The organism is uncultured Thiocystis sp., from assembly GCF_903866365.1.
In the GTDB taxonomy this organism is placed as follows: Bacteria; Pseudomonadota; Gammaproteobacteria; order Chromatiales; family Chromatiaceae; genus Chromatium.
In genome coordinates, this window is the sequence record NZ_CAIPNF010000222.1 from 1 (window position 1) to 2,749 (window position 2,749).

Sequence of the window (2,749 nt, forward strand, 5' to 3'; positions counted from 1 at the left end):
CAGGCAGGAGGTTCTTGATCCGCTCCCATTGATCGTCACGCAGGGCATAGCGACGCTGAGTCATCCGGGCTCCTCGTTCATTTTGAAGTGGTCGGGCGACAATATTCCCACACAACTACAATTGATGACACGCCCTAGAACAACTGCGCGATATGCGCCTGCAGCGATGCGGCATCCTCCCGCGTGAGATCCTTAATGACCTCTTTTTTCACGGCGCGTCCCAGCGCGTCGCTCATCTGCTCGCGTAACAGTCCGAGAAAATGCGGCGAGGCCACCACGTTCAGCGCCTCGAAGCGGTTCTCGTGGAGGCCCGACTCCAATTCGTCAACCACCCGTTTGGCGAAACGGATGGAACTCTGCTCCTTCGGATCCACCGGCGTCTGGGTGGCATGACGCTGACCGCCCATCGAGTCGAACGCCCGCCCCGGCTTGTCGGTCTTGAGATCCTTGCCTTGCAGCCGGTTTTCCGGGTTCACCAAATCCAGCAACTCTTTCGGGGCTGCGTTTCGACTGGCAACCTCGAACAGTCGCGCGCGTGCATCGCTTGCCACGAGCATCCAGGTCTTCATAGGAAACCTCCCGCTGTCGACTCACGAGGGTCTCCGCGTGCGAACGGCGCCCGCCGTTCGCCGGGGAACTCCTGATGTAACTGTAGTCAAGATCCGCCAATCATCCAATCTCCGCCGGGCTTGTCGGATCGAGCCATACCTGACCCTCGGCGACCGCCAATCGATAGGTGCGGATCGGTTCGTCCGCAGGCTCGTCGAGTGGCGCACCGGTCACGAGGCTGAATCGGCTTCCGTGGAGCGAACACTTGATCCGGTCGCCGTCCAGACAGCCATAGGACAGCGGATAGTCCTCATGGCTGCAATTGTCCTCGACGGCATAGAAATGTCCGTCCACATTGGCGACAAGGTAGGGCCGGTCTTCGACCACGACCTTGATGAACTTTCCGGGCGCAATGGCGTCCGTGGCGGCGACGGCAACGAATGGCTGGTCCATGATCAGCGCACCCGTTGCGCGGCCTTGCCGGAGTCCAGGATATCGCGCAGCCGGTCAGCGGCGACCGCGAGCGACGCCTCGCGTCCGAGATGCCAGAGGATCACCGATCCGGCGAACACCAGACTGTCGTAGGTCGGCCCCTGGACGCCATTGAGCGCGGCCATCCCCGCCTCGGCGGCGGCGCGGGCGGTCGCCGGGACATCCACGGCGACGGCAATCTCATCGCCCGGCCGGGTCGTCTGCGGCAGATCCTCGGGCAGCGGAACGGCGCGGACCGACTGCGCGATCCCGAGTTCGGCGGGATCGATCTCGAAGGATTGCTCCTCGGAGTGATGCTGATAATTGAAACAGGTGCCTTTCTGCCGCAGCGAGGGAATCACGCCGCCCTCGACGCCACGCACCAGCAGGGCCGAGTCGAATCCGGCATGACGGGCGAGTAGGGCATAGATACGCGGATAGGGCTTATGGACATAGCCCGTGACCAGATGCGTATGCTTGCGACCGTGAATCGGCCGGGCCATGACTTCCACCGTCGTCACCGCCTGCCGCTTGACGATGGCCGAGCGCAGGTCGACCAGATTGTGCAGCGGGGCGCAGAAGGCGCGCTGATCGACATAGCTCCAGCCGAGCGCGGGATCGGCCAGACGGTCGGCGGCTTCCACCGGGGACAGATCCACCGGTGCGCCGGCGGCTTCCAGGACATGCCGATGGGTGACGCCGAATTTCGGCCCCACGGCATGCGCGCCCTGGCTGATCGCCGCCACGCCGTATTCGGCGAGCAGCGGCATCAGGAAGGGCGCGGCGGGCAGACAGCGATTGTAGCCATCGTAGGGGTCGGCGATATCGACCACATCGTCCACCTCCGCCACCACATGCCCGGTCACCTCGCGGATCGCGTCCAGGATGCCCTTGAACTCCTCGTCGGTCTCGCGCTTCATGCGCAGCGCGATGAAGAAGATGCCGGCCTGGACCGGATCGACCGCATTGTCGAGGATCGCGCGCATGCCGATGCGCGCCTCTTCCATCGAGATGTCCTTGGATAGCTCGGGGCCGGTCGCGATGCGCTGAATGATCGAGCGCATCTGAAGTCTGGCGTCGCTGGTTGTTGTCGTCGTGCTAGTCATCGGGTGTCCTCCGGGACAGGTTTTTCAGGTTGTCAGTTCCAAGTGCGATTCGTGTTCTTTTTCAATAAGCCACCACCTGCAATCACTCGATCGTCTGTAGCCAGTGGGTGAAACTGACTGGCAGGGATACGCAAAACTGACCAGAAAATTGATCCCATGTACCTACTGTGTGGAATTGATGGCTTCAACAAACTGTGGGGCAAGAGCTGAACTAGCCGAGACAGTGAGATGAGTCGCGTCTTGGTACTGAAAAGCACCATCTTTGTCTGTGCTGCAAGTCTTTGCATCGCAGAACCACCTTCGAAGATCCAGAACTGAAGATCCAGTGGTTTTGGCAACTGCCTCAATAGCATCCCTTGAAGCGTGTTGAAGGTCGTCAATAAAGGCGGTTGGGATATCGCGAGAACATGTTCCGTTTCGGATGGCCACCAAGGAGCAGGATCGTGGATCCCAAATTGGCGTCGGGTTTCTGTATGTCGGTATAGACTGGACAAGTACTAAGTACTTCATTACAATTGTTTGTAGGAATGCAAATATGGTATTAGTTAAATTGAATCTTATATTCTTTTCCATATGATAATAAGATTCCCCGAAGTTCAGCTTCAAGTAATTTAAAATTCTTA

At 59.3% G+C, this 2,749-nt stretch carries 4 protein-coding genes; all 4 read right to left on the bottom strand.

Going from position 1 to position 2,749, the window contains the following annotated elements:
• Window positions 1-134: 134 nt before the first annotated feature.
• On the bottom strand, window positions 135-569 hold the full coding sequence (locus QZY07_RS12555) for a host attachment protein (protein WP_295403074.1): 435 nt from the start codon (window positions 567-569) through the stop codon (window positions 135-137).
• Between the two features lie 100 nt (window positions 570-669).
• A complete protein-coding gene (locus QZY07_RS12560) occupies window positions 670-1,002 on the bottom strand; it encodes a non-heme iron oxygenase ferredoxin subunit (RefSeq protein ID WP_295403077.1) in 333 nt (110 codons plus the stop codon).
• 2 nt (window positions 1,003-1,004) lie between these two features.
• Window positions 1,005-2,126 carry an anthranilate phosphoribosyltransferase gene (locus QZY07_RS12565; RefSeq protein WP_295403080.1) on the bottom strand — a complete coding sequence of 374 codons (1,122 nt, stop codon included), beginning with the start codon at window positions 2,124-2,126 and terminating at the stop codon, window positions 1,005-1,007.
• A 162-nt stretch (window positions 2,127-2,288) separates the two neighbouring features.
• Window positions 2,289-2,699 carry an SGNH hydrolase domain-containing protein gene (locus QZY07_RS27410; RefSeq protein ID WP_363184152.1) on the bottom strand — a complete coding sequence of 137 codons (411 nt, stop codon included), beginning with the start codon at window positions 2,697-2,699 and terminating at the stop codon, window positions 2,289-2,291.
• Between the last annotated feature and the right edge of the window lie 50 nt (window positions 2,700-2,749).

Bases quoted from the DNA above. Each gene is read 5' to 3' on its own strand.
- QZY07_RS12565 (WP_295403080.1), bottom strand. From the start codon at position 2,126: ATGACTAGCACGACGACAACAACCAGCGACGCCAGACTTCAGATGCGC.
- QZY07_RS12560 (WP_295403077.1), bottom strand. From the start codon at position 1,002: ATGGACCAGCCATTCGTTGCCGTCGCCGCCACGGACGCCATTGCGCCC.
- QZY07_RS12555 (WP_295403074.1), bottom strand. From the start codon at position 569: ATGAAGACCTGGATGCTCGTGGCAAGCGATGCACGCGCGCGACTGTTC.
- QZY07_RS27410 (WP_363184152.1), bottom strand. From the start codon at position 2,699: ATGGAAAAGAATATAAGATTCAATTTAACTAATACCATATTTGCATTC.